This is a genomic window from Billgrantia sp. Q4P2 (assembly GCF_052806135.1).
In genome coordinates this window covers 13,744-35,990 of sequence record NZ_JBRBAI010000016.1, presented here as the reverse complement: position 1 = coordinate 35,990, position 22,247 = coordinate 13,744, and the positions used below count along the sequence as shown (strand labels likewise).

Here is a 22,247-nt window from a genome sequence, read left to right as displayed (position 1 = left end):
GCCTAGCGCGCTCCGAAGAAGTCGAGCGCGGCGGCAAGCGCCGGGCGACCGGGAGCTTCCAGCGCTTCGCCGGCCTGTATGGCGTCCCAGGCCTCGCGCAGGCTCCTGACCCCCGCGGCGGCTCCGTCGGGGTGGGCCAGGATGCCGCCGCCGGCCAGGAACATGAAGTCGGCGCTGCCGGTTTCCGTCAGCGTCGTCGGCAGGGTGCCTGCCCACTGCCCGGAAGAGAACACCGGCATCACCCGGTCGTCCGAATGCCCGAGCGGCTGCAGCGAGAGCTTCGCCGCGTGGGCCACTTCCTCGGTCAGGTCGGCAAACTTGCCGCCCATGCCGTGGACATGCAGGTGGTCGATTCCCGCCAGCCGGTAGAGTACCTGGTAGGCGGAGAAATCGATTCCCAGCGCCGGGTGACGAGCGAAGGCGCCAAAGCCGTTGCGATGCCCGTGAATGGCCAGCGGCGTCGAGGCGCGCAGGCTCTGCATCGCCGAGAGACCGCACCAGTTGAGGCTGGCCATCACGCAGGTGCCGCCCTCTGCCTCGACGTGGTCGGCATGGCCGCGCATGGCATCCAGTTCGTCGGAGATGTTGAAAGCCACCATCACGTCGCGGCCGCTGCGTTGTCGCCAGCGGCGCACCCGTGCCATCACCGCGCTGATCCGCTCGCGCACCGGGGAGTGGGGAGGGTTGCCGGCGATCTCGTCATCCTTGATGAAGTCGACCCCCGCTTCACACAGCCGCTCGACGAGATCGGCGGTCTGCTCGGGGGAAAGGCCGATATTGGGCTTGAGAATGGTGCCGAACAGCGGTCTCTCCTGAACGCCCAGCGCCGCGCGTGTACCGGCCACGCCCAGGCGGGGCAGCAAGTAGCGGTCCCGGTACTCGGGGCGCAGGGTGAGCCCGGTGAGGCGTAGCCCGGTCACCTCTCCCAGGTCGAAGAGGTTGCCGGCCACCGTTGCCGCCAGGTTGGGCAGGTTGAGGCCCACGTTCTCCTCGGGGTAGTCGATCTCCACCGCCACGCGGCGCCATGGGCCCGAGACGCGTTTGCGCTCCAGGTAGGCGCTGTGCAGGCTGGGGTGGTCCTGCTCGTCGATCACCTCGACCCTGGCCACACGGGCACCGAATCGCGTTCGCAGCGCCTCGGTCTCACCTTCGACGCGCACGAAAGTCCCCGAACTCTGCTCCCCGGCCATCATTTCCGCTACCGTGCGAGGGTCAAGCGGGGTTTCCACGAGATAGGAGGCACGGATCATGCGCTGCCCCTGTCGAGCGAAGGGAAGGGACGAACCGGGTCGCTGCCATCCCAGCCCTGCGAGGCCTCGCGTATCAGGCGGAACATGTCGCCCTTGGGGCCACGCACTTCGGAAAGCTCGATCACCGTGCCGGGGTGATGCTCGCGGTCGAAATAGGCGAAACGCCCGTTCTCGCCGACCTCGCCACTCATCTTGACGTTAAACCCCTGGGCTTCCATGGCGGCCAGGTCGGTATCGTACTCTTCGGTCCAGAAGGCCACGTGCTGGAGCCCGGTGCGCCCGGCCTGGAGGAAGTCGCGATACATCGAGGGCGCATCGTTGCGCGTCTGGATCAGCTCGACCTGGATGAATCCCGAGTTGGCCAGGGCGACCGAGTTGTGAACCTCGTACCGCTGCCCCTCGTAGGTGTAGTTCTCTATCGGCACGCGCGGATTGTAGAAGAACGGGCCGACGCCCATGACCCGGGACCAATGGTCCATCGCTTCCTCGATATCCGTTACCACGTACCCCAGTTGGCGGATCGCGCCGAGATGTCTGCTCATGGAATCTCACTTCATGACAAGGTTGGGCAGCCAGGTGGAAAGGCCGGGAACCAGCGTTACCAGCGCAAGGGCTGCGAAAAGGGAAAGGTAGAAAGGGGCGACGCCGCGGATGACCGACAGCAGCGGCATCTTGGTGATGATCGAGACCATGTAGAGGCTCATTCCCACCGGGGGTGTCAGCAAGCCGAGCATCAGGTTGAGCACGAAGACCACACCCAGTTGCTCGGGCGGAACGCCTGCCTGCAGTAGCGCCGGGGTGACGATGGGCGCAATGATCAGGATGGCCACGATGGCCTCCAGGAACATGCCGACCACCAGCAGCAGCAGGTTCAGGATCAGCAGCAGGACCAGCGGGTTTTCCGACACCTCCAGCAGCCACGCCCCGGCCCGTGCCGGCACCCGGTCCATCGTCAATACCCAGGCGAAGAGCGCCGCCGCCGCTACGACGAACAGCACGTTGGCCGTGGCCAGCACCGTGTCGCGTGTGCAGCCGACAAATCCCTCCAGGGTGAGCGAACGATAGACCAGCAACCCGATCAGCACGGCATAGGCCACCGTCACCCCGGCCGCTTCGGTGGGACCGAAGAAACCGCTGATCATGCCGCCAACGAGCAGCACGGGCGCGAGCAGCGCAGGCAGCGAGATCCAAGCCTTGCGCCGAATGGCGGGCAGGGTGGGCCGGATGTCGTCGCGCGGCAGGTCATGACGGCGCGCCATCACCGCGATCTGGATCATCAGTGCCAAGGCCACCACCAGGGCAGGCACCACGCCCGCCAGCAGGGCGCGAATGGTCGACACCTCGGCGGCCGTGGCGAAGATGATCAGCGGAATGGAAGGCGGAAAGATGGGGCCGATGGTGGCCGCCGCGATGGTAACGCCCGAGGCGAAGCGCTGGCTGTAGCCCTGGTGCACCATCTGGCGGGTCTGGATGCCGCCGAGCGCGCCGATATCCGCCAGCGCCGCCCCCGACATGCCGGAAAATATCAGGCTGACCAGCACGTTCACGTGGGCCATGCCACCGCGGATTCGCCCCACGAGCATGCGCAGCAGATCGAAGAGATGGGTCGTGACACCCGTCGCCCCCAGCAGCGAGGCGGCCAGTATGAACAGCGGTACCGCCAGCAGCGGCGAGCTGTCGAGGGTGTTCACGGCCCGCTGGGCGAGTACCGTGACCGGCAGGTCGTGAATCAGGATGACAAGCCCCGCCGACAGGCCAAGGCTGACGGCTACCGGTGCGCCGATGAGCAGGCCCAGGGCGAACAGCATGAGCAGGGTAAAGGTCATTCCTCGACCTCCCTGCCCGTCGCCAACAGGCCGAGGCGGTAGGCGGCCACCACGGCGAGAATGGCCAGCCCCACCAGCGCAGGCATGTAGAACCACAGGTTCGGCATGCCCATTGCCGGTGTGGCGAAGCGCCCCGCACGCAACAGGAAGCGATAGAAGCCGTACAGCATCAGGGCGCAGAACCCCAGCGTGGCCAGTTCGCCCACCACCAGGCAGAGCCGGCGCCCCAGCCGGGGCAGCAGTTCCACCAGTAGCGTGACCGCCACGTGCTGGCCGCGCAGCAGCAGAAACGGGGCGGCAAGATAGACCATGGCGATGCCGGCAAAGCGGGCGGCCTCGTCGACCCTGGGCAGGCCAGTGTTGAACAGGTTGCGCGCCACGACCTGGGTCACGATCAATACGGCAATGAGGACCAGCAGTACCATCGCCACCCCAAGGCACGCTTGCGTCAGCCAGGTGACCGCTCGCCCGACAATCGGCTTGTGCTCGTTCATGGTTCAGTCGACGGCCGCGATCTGCTCGTACAGCTCGCCGTACTGCGCGGTGAACTCCTCGGCAATACGATCACTGACGCGGGTGCGGAACGCCTCGAGTTCCAGGCCATCCTCTGGGCCGACGATGTGCATGCCCGCGGCTCGCAGGGTGGCGAAATCCTCGGCTTCCGCCTCCAGCATGGCGGCCGTGGCGCGCTCGCGAACCTCGGCGGCAGCTTTGGTGATGGCGTCCCGATGCTCCGGCGACAGCGACTGCCAGGTGTCGTCGTTCATGACGATGACCTGGGCGGCGCTGATATGGCCGGTCAGCATCATGTGGCTCTGCACCTCATTCAGCTTCGAGGTAACGACCACGTTGACCGGGTTCTCCTGGCCTTCGACCACGCCGGTTGCCAGTGCCGTGGGCACCTCGGCCCAATCCACGGGAACCGGAACCGCGCCCATCCCTTCGACGGTGGCCATGTAGATCGGGAAGGGAATGGACCGTACCTTGACGCCTTCGAGATCGTCCGGCGACTTGATCTCCTGGTTGGTCGTCAGGTGGCGGGTGCCGAAGTAGAAGGCGTAGAGCAAGCGCACCCCGGAGGCGTCCACCAGGCCCTCGTTGAGTTCCTGCATCACGGGCGAATCCACATCCATCACCGCCATCAAGTGGTCGATGTCGCGGTACAGGTAGGGCGTATCGAACGCGGCAAAGGGAGGATAGAGCGAGCCGATAGCGCCAGCCGTGTTGTGGGAGATGGCGATCGATCCCGTCGATACCGCTTCGGCCAGCTCCTGAAGCTTGCCGAGCTGCGAATTGGGAAAGATATCCACCGCGACCTCGCCGTTGGTCTTCTCCGTGATGGCCTCGGCCAGCCACTCGGCCTGCATGCCGGCGATCGAGTTCGGCGTATGCATGTGGCCATAGCGCAGGGTGACTTCCTGGGCCGCCGCCGTGCCAACGCTCATGGCCAGCGCACCCGCCACGGCCGTCAGGCGGCCGAGCTTGTTGATCTTGTTAAGCATGACGTTCTCCGGATGATGTTTTTTTATTTATTTGTAGGTAATGATGTTCATACCCTACGATTCTCAAGGCTAGGGCACGATCCTGCGAAGAGGCAATGAGGGCTTCTTGATGGTTTTTGATGGAAGGCGACCACTGATACCGGATATTGCCGCCATGGCAGGGGTGTCGACGGCGACGGTGGATCGGGTCCTGAACCGTCGCCCTGGCGTGCGGGAGGCCACGCTGCGCCGGGTGCTCGAAGCGGCCGTGCACATCGGCTACATGGACGAGGAGGAGTTGAGCAAACGGCTCGGCCCGCGCTTTGCCAAGGTGGTCTTTCTACTGCCCAGGGGAACGAACCCCTACCTCACGGGGCTCAATACGCGCGTACGCGAACTGGCGGCTCTCTCTCCCGGGCCGGTCAAGGTCCGGAGCCACTTCATCGAGAGCTTCAATCCCGATGCGTTGGCACAGGCGCTGAGGCGCTACGGCAGGAGCGCGGATACCGTCGTGTTCATGGCCATCGATCACCCCCGGGTCAGGCAGGCCATCGACGAACTCGTGATGGCGGGGAAGCGCATCATCACCATCATTTCGGACCTGCCAAGCTCGAACCGGCACCTCTATCTCGGTATCGACAACTTCGCCGCGGGGCGCACCGCCGCCCAGATCATGGGGCGGTTCTGTCATGTCACCTCGGGCAAGCTGGCGCTCATTGCGGCAAGCCGGGCCTACCGTGCCCACATGGAACGCGAGATGGGATTTCTGGCCCTGACGGAGGCGAACTTCCCCTACCTGAGCGTGATCGGCCCGCACGAAGGGCACGACAACCGCGACGAGAACTACCAGAACACCTGCCGCCTACTGGAAGCGCATCCCGATATCGTGGGCATCTACAACGTGGGCGGTGCGTCGGATGGCATCGGGCGAGCACTGCGCGAATCGCGACGTGATGCCGATATCTGTTTCATAGGTCATGGACTGACGCCCGATACTCGTAGCATGCTACTCGATGGAACGATGGATGCCGTCATCACCCAGAGTCCCGACCTGATCTATTCGCGAGCCATTGCCGCGGCGACAGGTGGACAGGCGGACATGGCCCCGGTGGCCATGGAAATCTACTTCTCCGAAAACCTGCCCGCAGCGCATCATGTGATGTGATACGAGGCAATCAAGCACGGCCATAGGGACAAAAACCCTATTACAGCAGGAGACCCCATGCGACCGCCCCTCGACGACATCGCGCTCGACACCGTCTTCCGCCAAGCGCACACCCACTACGGCTTCCGGCCGGAGCCCGTCGACGAGGCCGCCCTGCGCCGGCTCTACGACCTGCTGAAGTGGGGCCCCACCTCGATGAACTGCCAGCCGGCACGCTACGTCTTCGTAATGAGCGAAGAGGGCAAGTCGCGCCTGCTGCCGGCGCTCTCCGAAGCCAACCGCGACAAGGCCCACGAAGCCCCGGTCACGGTGATCGTCGCCGTCGATACCCGCTTCTACGAACACATGCCCAAGGTGTTTCCCAGCTCGCCCAACGCCCGCGAGCGCTTCGCCGCCAACCCGGAAAAGACCAGCGACACCGCCTGGCGCAACGGCACCCTGCAGGGCGCCTATCTGATCATCGCCGCCCGTATGCTGGGCCTGGACGTCGGCCCCATGAGCGGCTTCGACAACGCCATCGTCGACGAGGAGTTCTTCCCCGACGGCCGCTACAAGAGCAACTTCCTGGTCAACCTGGGCGTGGGCGATCCCGAAAGCCAGCGCCCAAGAGGGGCGAGGCTGGCGTTTGAAGAGGTGGCGGAGGTGGTTTGAGGCTTTGCTGAGAGTGGTGGGAGGAGTAGTTCAATCCCAGCGTATCCACTTGGCCAGCGCATCGGGATTGGCGATTTCGATCTGCTGAGCTCGAGGATTGACCTCGGTGTGATGGGGGTTGAGGCCCAACTCCCTCAAGGCATACAGTACGAGCGGGCCGCGACAAGTCAGTGCCAGTTCCCCGTTTTCCATCCCGTAATCCCTGGCAATCAGAGAGCGCTCGACTTCCGGCAGTCGGCGATCGGGAATCAGCCGAACCTCTACCTGCGCATGCCAATCGGCATCGTGCATTCCGTCGTGATTATCCAACATGCTGCCGCACGACTCCGGCACGTCACGGAATCGACTTAGCACGAAATCACGGTACTGCAGGTGCTTCTCGCAGAACGCTCGGACATGCCAGCGGCCAGCGGCGAATACCAGCGTATGCGGTACGAGAATACGATCCTCACCCTGAGGATTGGAAAACGAAGCGTAATTAACTTCCAGCCTCAAACCTTGTCGAGCGGCCTTGACGATTTCCCTTACCACCAAGGGAGATATCTCACGGCTGGGCATTGGCAGGGCCTCGGTGTTGGCTGCCCCTAGGCTCAAGCCCGTAAACGGCGAGTCGAGCTGATGATTCGCTCCTTGCAGATGTAGGTACTCTTCGACCCGACCGAGGGTAAAGAGAGGGCTGAAATCTTCCGTGGGTACGAAGCCTTTTCTCGACTCGTCGTAGATCAGGCTGCTCGGCGCCAGCTCCCTGTATTGCCGAATAATTTTTTGAGATTGCTGCCTGCCGATGCCGAACACTGCCCCGATCTGTGAAGCCGTCACTCGCCCCTCCCAGAGCGCCAGGATCTCGATCAGGCGATAGCGGGCTTGAGTGTCCCAAGGCAGTGAGGTCGCTTCCATCGTTGGCTTCTCCATGTTTTCAGCGCTCTCAAGCGAAAAGGGAATGACCGGGCTGCTTAGTACGCTGGTTTGATATACATCACTAGTTACCCATCCTAACAAGTGATTACATGAGGGGCAGTGAGAACAACAAACGAAAGGGAGTTCGCCGGTGACCTATTGGCTCTATTGGGGAAAAGCGAAACCAGGCTCGCAAGGCGCAAGCTGCCATCTCCTGCCCTACCATAGCCTCGATGTGGCTGCCGTCGGTTGGCACCTGCTCGCCCCGGAGCGTCCGCTGACGCAGCTGTTGGCGGCACGGCTCGAGATGTCGCCCGAGGCGCTGCGCTGTTTCTTCGTCTTCCTGTTGGGGTTGCACGATCTCGGCAAGTTCTCCCGCACCTTTCAGGGGTTGGCGCGGCCCGAGGGAGCAGAGCTGGTTGCCCCCCTTGAGCGGTACGAATACACCGTACGACATGATCGGCTGGGTCTACTGCTGTGGCGTGAGTGCTGGCTCGACTGGCTGGATGAAGGAGTATTGCACTGGCCGGAAGTTGCGCTTGATCTTGGGGAAAGGCAGCGGCGGCGTAATGCAATCAAAGCATTGGTGAATCCCTTCTTTGGACACCATGGCCAGCCCGTCGAGGCGGACCAGCTCCGTCTGGAGGTTTTCTTTGGCTCAGATGAGCACGTCAGCGATGTGGAGTCCGCAAAACTCTTCGTTTCCGAGTGGGCTGACTTGATTGATGTCGATTGGCCCATTGAGCAACTGCTATCGGAAGAGTGGCTAACATCTTTCCTGTCGTTGAGCTGGACCATCTCGGGGTGGGCGACACTCAGCGACTGGCTGGGCTCGAACCAGGAGCACTTCGACTACTGCCAGGACCGGATGTCCTTGGCCGAGTATTGGGAATGCTGCGCGGTGCTTAGAGCGGAGACGGCTCTACGAAAGGTAGGATTTACTCAGCCACTCACACCCTTGCCTTACTCTGGCCTCGAAGCTTGGTTCGACGGTCGCGAAGTTGTACCTACGCCGTTGCAGAAAGAGGCTGAGTCACTATCAATACCGTCTGGGCCCCAGCTTTTCATCCTTGAGGACGTCACGGGGGCCGGCAAGACGGAAGCCGCCTGTATCCTGGCTCAACGCCTGCTGGGTGCCGGCCACGCTGAGGGGCTCTATTTCGCCTTACCCACCATGGCAACTTCGAATGCCATGTACGAACGGCTAGGCTCCTTGCATCGCCGCTTCTACACACCTGATTCCAACCCCTCGTTCGTGCTGGCTCATGGTGCCAGCCGCTTGAACGAGTCGTTCTCGGCTGCCATCGACAACTCGCAGCCGCTGGATCTCGACTATGGCCCAGGCGAGGCCTCTGCCACTGCTCAATGCAACCGATGGCTTGCCGATTCCCGCAAGAAGGCGCTGTTGGCGGAGGTTGGGGTTGGCACCATCGACCAAGCGCTAATGGGAGTCTTGCCGTTTCGCCACCAGTCTCTGCGGCTCTTCGGGCTGGCCCGCAAGGTGCTGATTGTCGATGAGGTGCATGCGTATGACCACTACATGCAGACGTTGCTCAGTCGGCTGTTGAGTCATCATGCCCGCCAGGGTGGAAGCGCTATTTTGCTGACCGCTACCTTGCCGCAGGCGATGCGACAGGCGTTGGTAGCGGCCTGGCAGGAGGGGCTGAACCTGCCCCCGGGTTCGCTTGAGTGCAGTGACTTCCCTCTGTTGACCCAAGCTTCCGGCGCAGCCGTTCGTGAAGTTTCTCTCGATTCTCGTCCCGAGGTATCGCGTGAGGTCGGCGTGGAATGGCTGACTGAGGAGCAGCAGGCAATCGATATTGTCATGGAAGCCGTTGAGGCCGGTGAGTGCATTGCCTGGGTGCGCAACACGGTGGATGACGCCATCCGTGCTTACGAGGCGATTCGGGAGCGTCATCCGCAACCTGAACGATGCCTGCTATTCCATAGCCGCTTTGCCATGCTGGACCGTCAGCGTATCGAGTCCGATGTTCTCCGTCGCTTGGGTAAAGTGTCTGCATCTGATGTTCGTGATAGCCAAGTCATTGTAACTACGCAGGTTTTTCAGGAGTCTCTCGACTGTGACGCCGATCTGATGATCAGCGATCTTGCTCCTGTCGATCTGCTGATTCAGCGCGCGGGGAGATTGCAGCGTCACCAACGGGGTCCGCGCCGTCCGCCTGTGCTGCGAGTGCTGGCGCCGGAGTGGGAGGAAGAGCCGGATGCACAGTGGCTGAAGCGTGCGCAGCCCGGTACTCAAGCCGTCTATCGAGACACCTCGCTCCTATGGCTGACCCAGCGTGTGCTCCGGCAGCTCGAAGCGATCCGCATGCCGGAAGAGGCACGTGAGCTCATCGAGGCCGTCTATGGCGCGGTGATCGACCAGGTGCCGGATGGCCTGCATGAGGCGCGTATTGTGCAGCGAGGACAGCAGCAAATTGCTGGGTCCACTGCCTTCTACAGCGCACTGGAACTGGAGGCGGGATATGTCTGGGATCGCCACAAATGGCAGGAGGAGCAAGAGATCGGTACTCGGCTGATCGACGAGCCTACCGTCAATGTGGCGCTGCTCAAGCGTGATGCTACGGGAGCCCTGATGTTATGGGCCGAGGGCGAGCGCCATACCGACATGCTCAGCCAGCTCAAGCTGCGCCAGAGTCAGGCCAAGAAACTGGCGGAGCTACCAGCCAGATACCTGGCCCAATGGGAGGTCTTGCAAGAGCGCTTCAAGGCGCTGCGTTTCGTGCAGCCCTGGTTGGCCGAGGAGGACGCCGAGGTGACCTATGACCAAGTGCTTGGATGCCTGTTTCGGCGGTCGGCGGAAGTGTAGAGGCCACCCTCGGTGGAGGGTGGCCATGCCCCGCTACTGCGGGGAACGAGCTACCGATTTGTCTTGACTCGGTTCATCGCCGCAACTGTGGCGAACTGCACTGAATGGCAGGCACGGTTGACATCCTCCGTGAAGAGGGATATCAATGATGCGTACCTTGGTGCTCGCAAACCGAATTATCGTGACTCTTCTGTTTGCAGCCAGAGTGCACAGATCGGCGACGAATCACCGACCCATGCACGTTGCTGGCACCAACACGCTATGTGATTCGGTGTTTCCGCGCAAGCGGGTCGTCGCCTCCAGCCATCAATACGCCCCTATGGAGGTGGCGCTTATGCTCTTCCGTCGTTACAGAAGGACAAAGAGTGGAAAGGTGCTTGATGCTCATGAATATGGCTATCAGGCATGGCCTATCCAGTCTGGTAAGCGAAAAAAGAAAGGTAAGACAAAACGATAGGAGGTTAGAGAAGCCAGTTCCACTTTCAAGTGGAACTGGCAGCTGTATCGCTCGCTGCTACCACCAGACGAGGCATTACCATGAATTTACTTACTAGTCCTTGGCTTCCTTTCCGAACGAAAGACAGCCACATAGCCAATTGCCTACCCTCTTCCATTGCCGACCCGGACATTCTCGACCTGGCGCTGCCCCGAGCCGATTTTCAGGGTGCGGCTTATCAGTTTCTGATCGGGTTGTTGCAGACGGCGCTTCCGCCCAAGAGTCACGACGACTGGTTGGCTAGATACCTGGAGCCCCCGACAGTCGAGGCGCTGGCAAGCGCTTTTTCTCCTCTGGCAGCCGCTTTCGAGTTGGATGGCGATGGGCCGCGCTTCATGCAGGATCTCGATCCTCTTGAGGAAGCCAATCCCTCACCGGTCGCAGGGCTGCTGATCGACTCCCCCGGTGCCAACGGTATCAAGCTCAACACCGATCATTTTACCAAGCGTGGGCGTGTCGAAGTCGTCTGCCCCGACTGCGCAGCGCTTGCTCTCTTCACTTTACAGATCAATGCACCGTCTGGCGGGGCGGGGTATCGCGTGGGTTTACGGGGTGGAGGGCCGCTAACGACTCTGGTATTGCCCGAGCGAGCGGATGCCACACTATGGCAGCGGCTTTGGCTGAATGTCATGCCTACGGCTTCGATTGCTGGAGCAGGCGGGCGCAACCTCGAAACCAAGCCCGAGGACGACACGCTCTTTCCCTGGATGGGGCCAACACGTGTCAGCGATAAGAAGGGCGCCGTTGTGACGCCGGACGAAGTGCATCCCTTGCATCCCTATTGGGCCATGCCACGCCGGTTCCGCCTGCTCTTCGAGGATGGTGCGTGTCAGTGTGATTTGTGCGGAAGAGAGACGACGCGCTTCGTTCGGGAGATCCGGGCCAAGAATTATGGTGCCAACTATGACGGTCCTTGGCTGCACCCTTTGACACCCTACCGGGAGGATCCCAAGAAACCGAACGAGCCGCCGCTCTCGCAGAAAGGTCAGCCTGGTGGGTTGGGCTATCGCCACTGGTCGCATCTGGTTCTGCAGGATGCGAAGTCGAGCGGAGCTCTGCCGGCCGCTGCCGTGCATGACTATTTGCATGGCAAGGCCCCGACGAGCGAAGAGGCCTACCGCGAAGGTGACATCAGCGAGAGGCTATTGAATCAGGTGCGTCTGTGGGCCTTCGGCTACGACATGGACAATATGAAGCCACGTTGCTGGTATGGCGTCGAGATGCCGCTGATAGCCATTCCACCCAAGTACGAGGAAGTCTTCAGGAGTTGGGTACAGCCCTTTACCGAGCTTGCGCGCCAAGTTGCCTGGATGCTGCGCAACCAGATAAAAGGTGCCTGGTTTTCTCGTCCTGCCGATGCCAAGGGCGATATGAGCAGCATCGATGAGCAATTTTACGATGCGACCGAGGCTGCTTTCTTTCGAAATCTATTCGCACTGCGTCAAGCACTTCAGAACGAACAAGACATCCACATGCCTTCTCATGTCGCTGAAAGTTGGTATGGCGAGTTGAGGCGAGAAGCGCTTCGTCTGTTTGAGCTTCTGTCTCTCAGCGGCCCCCATGAAGAGTTGGATATGCGCCGTATTATCCAGGCACGGCGAAATCTCTTGGCCTGGCTATCTGGGCGAAGCAAGGGGAGCAAGTTCATCCAGCAATTTGCAAAAGAGGGAGGCTTCAGTCTGACGGCTGGCCAAAAAAATAAAGCAACGGAGGGGATGTCATGAGTGAGGCGAAGACCGCTGAGGCGGTAAGTGAAGCCCGACCGGTACCGGAAGAGCGGCTGCTCGCGATGAGTGCGGACGAGGCTTTTCAGGTGCGTTGCTGGTGGCAGCGTTTGACCCTGCCGGCAGCAGAACTGAAGGCCTTCAGCGATGCACCACCGTTGCCAAAGGGCGTCCGGGCCACGCTCAGGCGTTGCGATACCGCGGAGGCCGCCATGCTGACCGAAGGTTTTCGGCTTCTCTGGCACCGGTTGCCAACGCCTAAAGAGGAAAGTGAGAAGCAACGCAATCATCGGCTGCAAACCTGGGCATGCATCGCGCTAGTGCTGGCCGAGGTGAGGGCCGAAAGTCCCGGTGCCACTTTGGGTAGCCAGCTTGGCAAACAGAAGAAAGAAACCGGAAAGCCTCATATGAGCGAATTGCGTTTCCAGCGCCTGTTGGCCTGTCGCTCGCCGGAGGAGTTGATTACCCACCTTCGTCGCGCATTGGCGCTGATCGACAAGAGAGGCGTCAGTGCGGTCTATCTGGCCGATAACGTTGCCCTCTGGTGGGCTGAAAGGTGGCGTGAGTCGCAAGGTTGGGCTGCTAGCCGACCTTCACAGCGCCTGTCTTTTCAATGGGCAAATGACTACTTCGGCACTCAACTCCGATATCAGCACGATAACGACTAATCGAACTTTTAATTAAGAGACAGGGAGCTGACACATGAGCCACTTCATCCAACTGCACTTGCTGACCTCCTATCCGCCCGCCAACCTCAATCGTGACGATCTGGGCCGTCCCAAAACTGCCATCATGGGCGGCGCCAAGCGCCTTCGCGTCTCTTCCCAGAGCCTCAAGCGCGCATGGCGTACCTCTGCATTGTTTGAAGAGGCCATCGGTCAGCATCGTGGCTACCGTACCAAGCGTATCGGCATCGAGGCTAAACAGCGCCTGATCGTGAAAGGAATAAAGGAGAAAGAGGCTCAGGAGTGGGCAACCGATATCGCCAAAGTCTTCGGTGAGGTGGCCAAGGGCGAGCTGGAAACCAGTCAGCTCGTACACATCGGCCCAGAAGAGCAGGCCGCAGTCGATGCGTTGGTAGATACCCTTGCCAATGAAAAGCGGCCGCCTGAAAAGGAAGACCTCGACTTGTTGCGCCATAAGCCTACAGCTGCCGATATTGCTTTGTTCGGCCGCATGCTGGCCGCGGTTCCTGAGTTTAATGTGGAAGCAGCCTGCCAGGTGGCGCATGCCATTACCGTGCACGCTGCTGAAGTAGAAGATGACTATTTTACTGCCGTGGATGATCTCAATACGGGAAATGAGCATCGCGGTGCCGCTCACGTCGGCGAGGCCGGTTATGGGGCGGGGTTGTTTTACAGCTACGTCTGCATCGACCGCAACCAGCTCGTGGAGAATCTGAAGGGCGACGCCGAGCTTGCCGACAGGGCGATTGCCGCTCTGGTCGAAGCTGCGGCAAGAACCTCGCCCAAGGGTAAGCAGAACAGCTTTGGTTCCCGCGCTCATGCCAGCTACCTGCTTGCCGAAAAGGGTGAGCAACAGCCCCGCTCGCTGTCGGTGGCATTCTTGCGTCCGGTCAGCGGCCAGGATCAAGCCGTAGAAGCCATTGAGCGGCTCGAAAAGCAGGCCAAAGCTTTCGATACCGCTTATGGCGCCGGTGCCGATCGACGCTTTGTCGTAGCTGCCGAGCCGGACTATCGTGGCCCACTGCTTGAGGGTGAGGTAGCACAGGGGAGCCTGGCAGAGCTGGTTGATTTCCTCAAAGCCGACCAGTGAGGTGCGTAATGACGGAATATCTCGTTTTCCGGCTCTACGCGCCGCTAGCCAGTTGGGGCGAACCCGCAGTAGGCGAAACTCGTCCCAGCGCTACCCATCCGGGACGTGGCGCTATCCTGGGCCTGCTTGGTGCCGCGCTCGGCATTCGGCGTGATGACGATGAAAGGCAGAACGAGCTGCGCGAAAGCGTGCGGGTGGCGGTCAAGCAGCGTTCGCCGGGAATTCTGCTGCGCGATTACCATACGGCTCAGGTACCGGGTGAGCGCAAAGGCGTTTCTTACCGCACACGCCGTGACGAGCTGAGTGCACCACGCAAAGTCATCAACACCATTCTCTCCAGCCGTGACTACCGCTGTGATGGGCTCTGGATCGTTGCCGTTTGGCTGGCGCCGGGGGCTACCTTGACACTGGAGGCGCTGGAGCAAGCCCTCAAGACCCCGCACTTCCCGTTGTATCTTGGCCGCAAGGCGTGCCCGCCGGCAGCCCCGCTGGATCCACGTCGTGTAACTGTAGAGCGGCTGAAAGAAGTGCTCGATACCGAGTTTCCCAAACTGATTCGCGATGAGCAGCAAGCGCTTCGCCTGCCCAGCGAGTCGCTCTATTGCTGGGAGGGCGAAGCGGCCATGCTCGACGGTAAAGAGGAGGGGGTAGAGTCCAACGATATCTGGGACAGCCCGCTCAACCGCAGGCGGTGGCAGTTTGGGCCGCGTACCGAATATCGCCGCTTCGTGCGTCTCGAGGAGGGCAGCTGATGTTTCTTTCCCGCGTACGTGTGGACCTCAACGGCCTGTCCCGTGAACTGCTATTCGAGATCATGGGCGGTGGCGCCTACGGTGCACACCAGCTCCTTTGGCAACTTTTCCCCGACCACTCGGAGGCTCGTCCTTTCCTGTTCCGCCAGGAAATGGAGGAGCCCGCAGGGCCGGACCAAGCGCCCAAAGGGCTGCCATTGTTCTACATACTTTCTGATCGCGAACCCGTGGCAGTAGCGGGGTTGCTCGACGTACAGAGCAAACCGTTCGCCCCAGCGCTGGAGGTAGGCAAGCAGTTAGCGTTTCGTGTTCGTGCCAATCCGACGGTAGCCAAGGCGATAGAGGGCAAACGGGGACAGCGTGCCGATGTGCTGATGGCCGCCAAGTTTCCTTTCGAATCGGGCGGTGCTCGCAGCAGCCAAGCCTGCATGGAAGCCATGGACCAGGCTGCTCACGATTGGCTTTCCTCACGGGCCGAGTCCTGGGGATTTCGACTGCCGGTCAAGCCCAATGTGGGCGCCTATCGCCAGCATGCTCTCCACAAGCCCGGTCGGCGCGATGCCATTCGGTTTTCCAGCGTCGATTATGAAGGGCTTCTGGAAGTGACCGATCCGGAGCGCTTGGTCGAAACACTGGCTCATGGTATCGGCCGTGCCAAGGCGTTTGGCTGTGGATTGCTGATGCTGCGCCGACCTTGAGGGGGGTGACATGAGCTTTATCCCCCTTAAGCCGATCCCGATGAAGGATCGCATGTCGATGATCTTTATCGGCATGGGTCAGATCGACGTACGTGATGGCGCCTTCGTGGTGATCGACGATGTCAACGGCGAGCGCATGCATATACCGGTCGGCTCGGTTGCCTGCCTGCTGCTCGAGCCGGGCACCAGAGTTTCCCATGCGGCCATCAAGCTTGCCGCGGCGGTGGGCACCCTGCTGATCTGGGTTGGGGATGCCGGCGTGCGGCTCTACAGTGCAGGGCAGCCTGGTGGTGCCCGATCCGACAAGCTGCTTTATCAGGCCAGATTGGTGCTGGAGGAGAAGCTACGGCTCAAGGTGGTGCGCAAGATGTTCGAGCTGCGCTTCGGTGAGCCGGCACCTGAGCGGCGCAGTATCGAACAGTTGCGGGGAATCGAAGGCGCCCGTGTGCGCAAGACGTATCAACACTTGGCCAAACAGTACGGCATCAAATGGACAGGGCGCCGTTACGACCCGAGCCAATGGGATGCTTCCGACACCGTCAACCAATGCCTCTCCGCTGCCACCGCTTGTCTCTACGGCGTTACCGAGGCAGCGATTCTGGCGGCAGGTTATGCGCCCGCCATCGGCTTTCTTCACACCGGAAAGCCAAAAAGCTTCGTCTACGATATTGCCGATATCGTCAAGTTCGAAACCGTGGTGCCGGCTGCCTTCCGCGTTGCGGCACGAAACCCACCCATGCCCGAGCGGGAGGTGCGTATTGCCTGTCGCGATGCCTTCCGGCAGACGCGTCTGCTCCAGAGCCTCATCCCGATGATCGAGGAAGTGCTCTCTGCTGGGGAAATCGAGCCGCCACCACCCGCTCCTGAGTCGGTGCCACCGGCAATACCGGAACCGGCATCGGTGGGTGATGCCGGCCACAGGAGCGGCTGACATGGCCATGCTCGTCGTAGTGACCGAAGCCGTACCGCCGCGACTGCGTGGCAGACTCGCCGTGTGGCTGCTTGAAGTTCGCGCCGGTGTGTATATCGGCGATGTCAGCAAGCGCATCCGCGAAATGATCTGGGAACAGGTTCATGCGCTGGCAGAGGAAGGCAATGTCGTCATGGCTTGGGCCAGCAATCACGAATCGGGCTTTGAATTCCAGACATACGGTTCAAATCGCCGCGAGCCTTGGGATCATGATGGATTGCGCCTGGTACGCTTTCTTCCGCTAGAGGCTAATTGACTGATTTTCCTGGCTCTTTAACAATCTAGGCTGTACAAAAAATAGGCAAAATCGCTGGTGGGAAAACTGCCGGCGATTTTCCTTTTTTAGATCAATCGTCTACGATTAGTCCGATCCCCGCGGGAGCGGGGATTAACCGGCGAGAACAGGCCGAGCAGCCGACCGAGAGCGCCGATCCCCGCGGGAGCGGGGATTAACCGCGCTTCATCAGGGGCTTGCTGTACACCCTGGGCCGATCCCCGCGGGAGCGGGGATTAACCGCCCACCAGCAAGGTGCACGTCACCGCCCTGATCCGATCCCCGCGGGAGCGGGGATTAACCGGGCGCGCACCCGGTCACGGATGCTGTGGATCTCCGATCCCCGCGGGAGCGGGGATTAACCGCCTGCGCATTTCCGTGCAGGCCTTTGACAAATCCGATCCCCGCGGGAGCGGGGATTAACCGGCCGGAAGCTTCGCCGGCAGGAACGCCAGGAACCGATCCCCGCGGGAGCGGGGATTAACCGGCCTCGTCGCGCTCGGTGTCTATGGTGCGGCGCCGATCCCCGCGGGAGCGGGGATTAACCGCCCGACGGCGAGCGGTTCCTTCTCACCGGCTACCGATCCCCGCGGGAGCGGGGATTAACCGCGCTTGATCTTGTTGATCATGCCCAGCGGCGACCGATCCCCGCGGGAGCGGGGATTAACCGGTGGTGAACCCTTGCCAGCCCACAAGCAGCGTCCGATCCCCGCGGGAGCGGGGATTAACCGGTTATTTTTCTCATGTATAGCTCCCATGCGTACCGATCCCCGCGGGAGCGGGGATTAACCGGAGATTGACGGCCGCTACCTGGCCCAGTGGCTCCGATCCCCGCGGGAGCGGGGATTAACCGGCGCCGGGAACAAGCTTGGTTGAGTTGGTGGACCGATCCCCGCGGGAGCGGGGATTAACCGCCAATGCTACTCATTCAAAATCTTCCTCCCACCCGATCCCCGCGGGAGCGGGGATTAACCGTCTAAAGTGCATGGCTGTGGTAGAGACCCTAACCGATCCCCGCGGGAGCGGGGATTAACCGTCGGATTCGGGGCTTGGCGGCGATCTCGCTCACCGATCCCCGCGGGAGCGGGGATTAACCGCGCGACAGCCCCACTCTCTCCATCGAGGGAGCCCCGATCCCCGCGGGAGCGGGGATTAACCGCGCACATCCTCAGTGATGAGCCGCACCTGCTCCCGATCCCCGCGGGAGCGGGGATTAACCGAAATCGAAGCCAGCGGCGAAGGTGTAGTAGCCCCGATCCCCGCGGGAGCGGGGATTAACCGCTATGGGGGCGGGCGCGGGCGAAGCTGGGCCGCCGATCCCCGCGGGAGCGGGGATTAACCGATGCCAAGGCCGAGTGGCGTCGGATCGTGAAGCCGATCCCCGCGGGAGCGGGGATTAACCGATCGGCCTGGATCCCATGGAGCGTTACGTCTACCGATCCCCGCGGGAGCGGGGATTAACCGTCACAGGGCATGAAAAACCGCCGCAGCAAAAACCGATCCCCGCGGGAGCGGGGATTAACCGAACCCGGGCATGTGCAGCCGGCCACGCGCCACCCGATCCCCGCGGGAGCGGGGATTAACCGCTCAACTTGGTCAGGGACCAGAGCAGCACACCCCGATCCCCGCGGGAGCGGGGATTAACCGGAAGAGCGTGCACTGTTCCTTGAGCCAGAAGACCGATCCCCGCGGGAGCGGGGATTAACCGTCGGTGCGGTATCCCTTGGGCACGCGCACCTTCCGATCCCCGCGGGAGCGGGGATTAACCGCTGGGAGGGCTCCATCGTTTTGTCGTTGCGCGACCGATCCCCGCGGGAGCGGGGATTAACCGCTGGCGATGGAGCTGGCGGAGTGGCCGCACAACCGATCCCCGCGGGAGCGGGGATTAACCGCTGAGGAGGTTTTATGAGAGTGGCAATACTGGCCGATCCCCGCGGGAGCGGGGATTAACCGTCGCCAGGCTCAATACCGCTCGTCATCCGCATCCGATCCCCGCGGGAGCGGGGATTAACCGAGCTCGACGAGCTGGACGGCGACGACTGGGCGCCGATCCCCGCGGGAGCGGGGATTAACCGCTGGGAGCCGTCCCGCTGGGCTGCTGTGCGTGCCGATCCCCGCGGGAGCGGGGATTAACCGTCGGGTGCCGGCGAGGGCCAGCAGTAATGCCCCCGATCCCCGCGGGAGCGGGGATTAACCGTGAAAACCGGAACGATCTTCCTCAAGATGAATCCGATCCCCGCGGGAGCGGGGATTAACCGCTGTAGCCGCGAAACCACGCAAATACATGAAACCGATCCCCGCGGGAGCGGGGATTAACCGACAGAATGACGGATGCCTTCCAATATTCCCGGCCGATCCCCGCGGGAGCGGGGATTAACCGCCGACGATCACGGGCAGCGCCGTCGAGCACTACCGATCCCCGCGGGAGCGGGGATTAACCGGCGTCTCGCCAGACAAAGCGGCAAATGCAGGACCGATCCCCGCGGGAGCGGGGATTAACCGCATGGGAACAGGCCTGCCGGCAGCGGTGGCGCCCGATCCCCGCGGGAGCGGGGATTAACCGACATGGTTCATGCTGCGACTCCTGATATGCGGCCGATCCCCGCGGGAGCGGGGATTAACCGACGCCCAGGCCCAGGGAGGCCAGCAGCAGCACCCGATCCCCGCGGGAGCGGGGATTAACCGCCTTCTAGCGTCTTGCTGATGGTGTTGGCGGGCCGATCCCCGCGGGAGCGGGGATTAACCGGCGGTCGAGAAGGCCTTCGATCCCAGCGCCCACCGATCCCCGCGGGAGCGGGGATTAACCGGAGGTGCAGCGTCGCGCGTTCACCACGGGCCTCCGATCCCCGCGGGAGCGGGGATTAACCGCCCTGACCAAGCGCTTCGGCTGGGCAGCGGCCCCGATCCCCGCGGGAGCGGGGATTAACCGATGACGCAGGCGGTTTCCTGGTACTGCTTGGCCCGATCCCCGCGGGAGCGGGGATTAACCGGCCGACGACGACGGCTGGATCCCGTGGGATGGCCGATCCCCGCGGGAGCGGGGATTAACCGACGATGCTACAGCTCCGCCGCCAAGCCGAGGGCCGATCCCCGCGGGAGCGGGGATTAACCTGCTCCTTGATAACCCGATGCTCTTTGGTCTGCCCGATCCCCGCGGGAGCGGGGATTAACCGCTGCCACCCGTGGCCTTTGACACCACCCCGCCCCGATCCCCGCGGGAGCGGGGATTAACCGGATCCGGACAGCATCTGGCAGCGGCTCCTGGACCGATCCCCGCGGGAGCGGGGATTAACCGCGGTGTGGCGGTATGCGAGCAGAAAGGCCGAGCCGATCCCCGCGGGAGCGGGGATTAACCGCTGGAGTCACAGCCATGAACATCCTCGCCAGGCCGATCCCCGCGGGAGCGGGGATTAACCGTGGTATGCCTATGCAAATTCAGGAATGATTATCCGATCCCCGCGGGAGCGGGGATTAACCGTAGATGCGCGCGATGGCGTCTTGCCACCGCCCCCGATCCCCGCGGGAGCGGGGATTAACCGGGGCGGTAGTCTGCTTCCTGCCTGCCGCCGATCCGATCCCCGCGGGAGCGGGGATTAACCGTAATCCAGCACCGGGACCAGGGCCAGCGTGAGCCGATCCCCGCGGGAGCGGGGATTAACCGGTTTCGATCGACGACCTGACAAGCATCGACAGCCGATCCCCGCGGGAGCGGGGATTAACCGGCACGGTGCAGCATCGTGGGTAACGTCTTGCCCCGATCCCCGCGGGAGCGGGGATTAACCGATCACCGACTTCAACGTCGGCAGCCGTGCGCGCCGATCCCCGCGGGAGCGGGGATTAACCGAATTCCTACGACACCCGTATGGCGCAGGCCTACCGATCCCCGCGGGAGCGGGGATTAACCGCTGCCCGATAACGTGTACTACGATCACCGCGGCCGATCCCCGCGGGAGCGGGGATTAACCGCGGGAACCGGCAATGGCCCAATCGGTGACCGCCCGATCCCCGCGGGAGCGGGGATTAACCGGTGCCGTCCTCGAACCACTTCACGAACTGCTCCCGATCCCCGCGGGAGCGGGGATTAACCGCCAGCCCTGCCACACCGCGTGATACTCCACCCCCGATCCCCGCGGGAGCGGGGATTAACCGCCCGCCATGTTGACGTAATCGTAGGGCGTCTGCCGATCCCCGCGGGAGCGGGGATTAACCGGCGAGAGCCGACTTCACGAGCCTCAGACTCTGCCGATCCCCGCGGGAGCGGGGATTAACCGATGGCCTCTTTGCAGACAAGGCGAATGAGTAACCGATCCCCGCGGGAGCGGGGATTAACCGTTCGTTCCAGCGCCAGGAATTCACATTTGCTCCCGATCCCCGCGGGAGCGGGGATTAACCGTCTACGCACTGTAGACTGACCTAGGCAAGCGGCCGATCCCCGCGGGAGCGGGGATTAACCGATGATGGTCCAGGCCACCGAACTGGCGGCGGGCCGATCCCCGCGGGAGCGGGGATTAACCGACGAAGCACGCCGCGATCTGGACCGCCAGTTGCCGATCCCCGCGGGAGCGGGGATTAACCGCTCCGACCAGTTTGCGAATAGCGTCTGGGCACCCGATCCCCGCGGGAGCGGGGATTAACCGCCCTGCCCGGCTCGTCGCGCGTGTTCGACATGCCGATCCCCGCGGGAGCGGGGATTAACCGTCGGCCGCCTTGTCATCCTCGATATCAACCAGCCGATCCCCGCGGGAGCGGGGATTAACCGGTTGCCAGTAGGGCGAGTGCCAGTCGGACGTTCCGATCCCCGCGGGAGCGGGGATTAACCGCGACGCATCGAACAAGAGGCGCTTCGCGTGCCCCGATCCCCGCGGGAGCGGGGATTAACCGCCCCCGCATTTCCTGACTTTCTCTGTCCGAACCCGATCCCCGCGGGAGCGGGGATTAACCGGTCGTCTACTCGCGGGTCACCAAGACCGAAGGCCGATCCCCGCGGGAGCGGGGATTAACCGACGACACTTACGGCCTCTACGCGCCGGTGTTCCCGATCCCCGCGGGAGCGGGGATTAACCGGCCGAGGCCGCCGAGCAGGCACGCCAGCGCCGCCGATCCCCGCGGGAGCGGGGATTAACCGCTCAAGAGCCCCACGCAGATGGAGTTCGTCGCCCGATCCCCGCGGGAGCGGGGATTAACCGCCGTAGTAGGGGCCGATGCCGAGCGTCTCGATCCGATACCCGCGGGAGCGGGGATTAACCGCCACCAAATACGTGCCGGAGGCCGCTTGACTCCCGATCCCCGCGGGAGCGGGGATTAACCGCCAAGATCGCCCGCATCGACGAAACGGGGATTCCGATCCCCGCGGGAGCGGGGATTAACCGCCGTTGAGCTTTTCACTCGCTTCGTTGAGGACCCGATCCCCGCGGGAGCGGGGATTAACCGGACTCCCCGGCACGGACGCGGATGATG

Annotated in this window: 16 protein-coding genes and 1 CRISPR repeat array (1 of these 17 running past the window's edge); of the genes, 10 read left to right on the top strand and 6 right to left on the bottom strand. The window is 62.5% G+C overall.

The window, feature by feature from the left end; genetic code table 11:
* Nucleotides 1-2: 2 nt before the first annotated feature.
* From ACUY1T_RS20180 to ACUY1T_RS20160, 5 genes are read right to left on the bottom strand one after another with little or no spacing between them, the layout of a single operon-like run.
* Nucleotides 3-1,250, bottom strand: coding sequence for a RuBisCO large subunit C-terminal-like domain-containing protein (locus ACUY1T_RS20180; RefSeq protein WP_446025357.1), 1,248 nt, complete (start codon nt 1,248-1,250; stop codon nt 3-5).
* The gene (locus tag ACUY1T_RS20175; protein ID WP_446025356.1) at nt 1,247-1,792 is read right to left on the bottom strand and encodes a VOC family protein; all 546 of its coding nucleotides are present in this window, start codon (nt 1,790-1,792) and stop codon (nt 1,247-1,249) included. The genes ACUY1T_RS20180 and ACUY1T_RS20175 overlap by 4 nt, the downstream gene beginning before the upstream one ends.
* Nucleotides 1,793-1,798: 6 nt before the next feature.
* Complete coding sequence (locus tag ACUY1T_RS20170) at nt 1,799-3,076, bottom strand: TRAP transporter large permease (protein ID WP_446025355.1); 1,278 nt, start codon at nt 3,074-3,076, stop codon at nt 1,799-1,801.
* A complete protein-coding gene (locus ACUY1T_RS20165) occupies nt 3,073-3,570 on the bottom strand; it encodes a TRAP transporter small permease (protein WP_446025354.1) in 498 nt (165 codons plus the stop codon). Before ACUY1T_RS20165 ends, ACUY1T_RS20170 begins: the two co-directional genes overlap by 4 nt.
* Nucleotides 3,571-3,573: 3 nt before the next feature.
* A complete protein-coding gene (locus ACUY1T_RS20160) occupies nt 3,574-4,578 on the bottom strand; it encodes a TRAP transporter substrate-binding protein (protein ID WP_446025353.1) in 1,005 nt (334 codons plus the stop codon).
* Nucleotides 4,579-4,687: 109 nt separating this feature from the next.
* Between ACUY1T_RS20160 and ACUY1T_RS20155 the strand changes: the two genes are divergently transcribed.
* Together ACUY1T_RS20155 and ACUY1T_RS20150 are read left to right on the top strand one after the other, a co-directional pair.
* Entirely contained in the window at nt 4,688-5,722 is a 1,035-nt protein-coding gene (locus ACUY1T_RS20155; RefSeq protein ID WP_446025396.1) for a LacI family DNA-binding transcriptional regulator, read from the top strand.
* Between the two features lie 57 nt (nt 5,723-5,779).
* Entirely contained in the window at nt 5,780-6,373 is a 594-nt protein-coding gene (locus ACUY1T_RS20150) for a malonic semialdehyde reductase (RefSeq protein WP_446025352.1), read from the top strand.
* A 30-nt stretch (nt 6,374-6,403) separates the two neighbouring features.
* Here ACUY1T_RS20150 and ACUY1T_RS20145 read toward each other — a convergent pair whose 3' ends face one another.
* Nucleotides 6,404-7,270 (bottom strand): WYL domain-containing protein, encoded by an 867-nt coding sequence (locus ACUY1T_RS20145; RefSeq protein ID WP_446025351.1) that lies wholly within the window; start codon nt 7,268-7,270, stop codon nt 6,404-6,406.
* A gap of 151 nt (nt 7,271-7,421) precedes the next feature.
* On the opposite strand from ACUY1T_RS20145, the gene cas3 reads away from it, so the two are divergent.
* From cas3 to cas2e, 8 genes are all read left to right on the top strand, one after another.
* Nucleotides 7,422-10,100 (top strand): CRISPR-associated helicase Cas3', encoded by a 2,679-nt coding sequence (cas3, locus tag ACUY1T_RS20140; protein ID WP_446025350.1) that lies wholly within the window; start codon nt 7,422-7,424, stop codon nt 10,098-10,100.
* Nucleotides 10,101-10,637: 537 nt separating this feature from the next.
* Nucleotides 10,638-12,320 carry a type I-E CRISPR-associated protein Cse1/CasA gene (casA, locus tag ACUY1T_RS20135; RefSeq protein WP_446025349.1) on the top strand — a complete coding sequence of 561 codons (1,683 nt, stop codon included), beginning with the start codon at nt 10,638-10,640 and terminating at the stop codon, nt 12,318-12,320.
* Nucleotides 12,317-12,988 carry a type I-E CRISPR-associated protein Cse2/CasB gene (casB, locus tag ACUY1T_RS20130; protein ID WP_446025348.1) on the top strand — a complete coding sequence of 224 codons (672 nt, stop codon included), beginning with the start codon at nt 12,317-12,319 and terminating at the stop codon, nt 12,986-12,988. The genes casA and casB overlap by 4 nt, the downstream gene beginning before the upstream one ends.
* 34 nt (nt 12,989-13,022) lie before the next feature.
* Nucleotides 13,023-14,096, top strand: coding sequence for a type I-E CRISPR-associated protein Cas7/Cse4/CasC (gene cas7e, locus ACUY1T_RS20125; protein ID WP_446025347.1), 1,074 nt, complete (start codon nt 13,023-13,025; stop codon nt 14,094-14,096).
* An 8-nt stretch (nt 14,097-14,104) separates the two neighbouring features.
* Entirely contained in the window at nt 14,105-14,848 is a 744-nt protein-coding gene (gene cas5e, locus ACUY1T_RS20120; RefSeq protein ID WP_446025346.1) for a type I-E CRISPR-associated protein Cas5/CasD, read from the top strand.
* Nucleotides 14,848-15,546 carry a type I-E CRISPR-associated protein Cas6/Cse3/CasE gene (gene cas6e / locus ACUY1T_RS20115; protein ID WP_446025345.1) on the top strand — a complete coding sequence of 233 codons (699 nt, stop codon included), beginning with the start codon at nt 14,848-14,850 and terminating at the stop codon, nt 15,544-15,546. Before cas5e ends, cas6e begins: the two co-directional genes overlap by 1 nt.
* Before the next feature lie 10 nt (nt 15,547-15,556).
* Complete coding sequence (gene cas1e / locus ACUY1T_RS20110; RefSeq protein WP_446025344.1) at nt 15,557-16,477, top strand: type I-E CRISPR-associated endonuclease Cas1e; 921 nt, start codon at nt 15,557-15,559, stop codon at nt 16,475-16,477.
* 1 nt (nt 16,478) lies between these two features.
* Nucleotides 16,479-16,772 (top strand): type I-E CRISPR-associated endoribonuclease Cas2e, encoded by a 294-nt coding sequence (cas2e, locus tag ACUY1T_RS20105; RefSeq protein ID WP_446025343.1) that lies wholly within the window; start codon nt 16,479-16,481, stop codon nt 16,770-16,772.
* A 110-nt stretch (nt 16,773-16,882) separates the two neighbouring features.
* A CRISPR array of direct repeats spans nt 16,883-22,247; the repeat unit is 29 nt; unit sequence CCGATCCCCGCGGGAGCGGGGATTAACCG; it runs 2,193 nt beyond the window's last position.

Coding starts and splice junctions, on each gene's coding strand:
- ACUY1T_RS20180 (WP_446025357.1), bottom strand. CDS start 1,250: ATGATCCGTGCCTCCTATCTCGTGGAAACCCCGCTTGACCCTCGCACG.
- ACUY1T_RS20175 (WP_446025356.1), bottom strand. CDS start 1,792: ATGAGCAGACATCTCGGCGCGATCCGCCAACTGGGGTACGTGGTAACG.
- ACUY1T_RS20170 (WP_446025355.1), bottom strand. CDS start 3,076: ATGACCTTTACCCTGCTCATGCTGTTCGCCCTGGGCCTGCTCATCGGC.
- ACUY1T_RS20165 (WP_446025354.1), bottom strand. CDS start 3,570: ATGAACGAGCACAAGCCGATTGTCGGGCGAGCGGTCACCTGGCTGACG.
- ACUY1T_RS20160 (WP_446025353.1), bottom strand. CDS start 4,578: ATGCTTAACAAGATCAACAAGCTCGGCCGCCTGACGGCCGTGGCGGGT.
- ACUY1T_RS20155 (WP_446025396.1), top strand. CDS start 4,688: ATGGTTTTTGATGGAAGGCGACCACTGATACCGGATATTGCCGCCATG.
- ACUY1T_RS20150 (WP_446025352.1), top strand. CDS start 5,780: ATGCGACCGCCCCTCGACGACATCGCGCTCGACACCGTCTTCCGCCAA.
- ACUY1T_RS20145 (WP_446025351.1), bottom strand. CDS start 7,270: ATGGAAGCGACCTCACTGCCTTGGGACACTCAAGCCCGCTATCGCCTG.
- casA (WP_446025349.1), top strand. CDS start 10,638: ATGAATTTACTTACTAGTCCTTGGCTTCCTTTCCGAACGAAAGACAGC.
- casB (WP_446025348.1), top strand. CDS start 12,317: ATGAGTGAGGCGAAGACCGCTGAGGCGGTAAGTGAAGCCCGACCGGTA.
- cas7e (WP_446025347.1), top strand. CDS start 13,023: ATGAGCCACTTCATCCAACTGCACTTGCTGACCTCCTATCCGCCCGCC.
- cas5e (WP_446025346.1), top strand. CDS start 14,105: ATGACGGAATATCTCGTTTTCCGGCTCTACGCGCCGCTAGCCAGTTGG.
- cas6e (WP_446025345.1), top strand. CDS start 14,848: ATGTTTCTTTCCCGCGTACGTGTGGACCTCAACGGCCTGTCCCGTGAA.
- cas1e (WP_446025344.1), top strand. CDS start 15,557: ATGAGCTTTATCCCCCTTAAGCCGATCCCGATGAAGGATCGCATGTCG.
- cas2e (WP_446025343.1), top strand. CDS start 16,479: ATGGCCATGCTCGTCGTAGTGACCGAAGCCGTACCGCCGCGACTGCGT.